Raw genomic sequence first — 437 nt, 5'->3', positions numbered from 1 at the left:
GCATTTGCTTTCTCTTCCTCCAGGTACTTAGATGTTTCAGTTCCCTGGGTCTGTCTTCCTTACCCTATGTATTCAGGCAAGGATACCATACCATTACGTATGGTGGGTTTCCCCATTCGGAAATCTTCGGATCAAAGCTTACTTACAGCTCCCCGAAGCATATCGGCGTTAGTCCCGTCCTTCATCGACTCCTAGTGTCAAGGCATCCACCGTGCGCCCTTTCTAACTTAACCAAACTAAAATTAAAAAAATATGAGCTACACTGTTATCTAGTTTTCAAAGAACATACATTTATATATGAGAGATAGTTCTCTCAAAACTGAACAAAACGAAACACGGAAACTTATATTGATGAACAGCGTTCATCAATTCTCCATAGAAAGGAGGTGATCCAGCCGCACCTTCCGATACGGCTACCTTGTTACGACTTCACCCCA

General features: G+C 42.8%; 2 rRNA genes. Both read right to left on the bottom strand.

The window, feature by feature from the left end:
* Positions 1-233, bottom strand: a 23S ribosomal RNA gene (locus tag JDS99_RS31020); the annotation flags it as partial.
* Positions 234-379: 146 nt separating this feature from the next.
* Positions 380-437, bottom strand: a 16S ribosomal RNA gene (locus JDS99_RS31015); the annotation flags it as partial.

The sequence above is a fragment of the Bacillus cereus group sp. N6 genome (genome assembly GCF_016483705.1).
GTDB classification, from domain to species: domain Bacteria; phylum Bacillota; class Bacilli; order Bacillales; family Bacillaceae_G; genus Bacillus_A; species Bacillus_A wiedmannii.
This window is presented reverse-complemented; position numbering and strand designations above follow the sequence as displayed.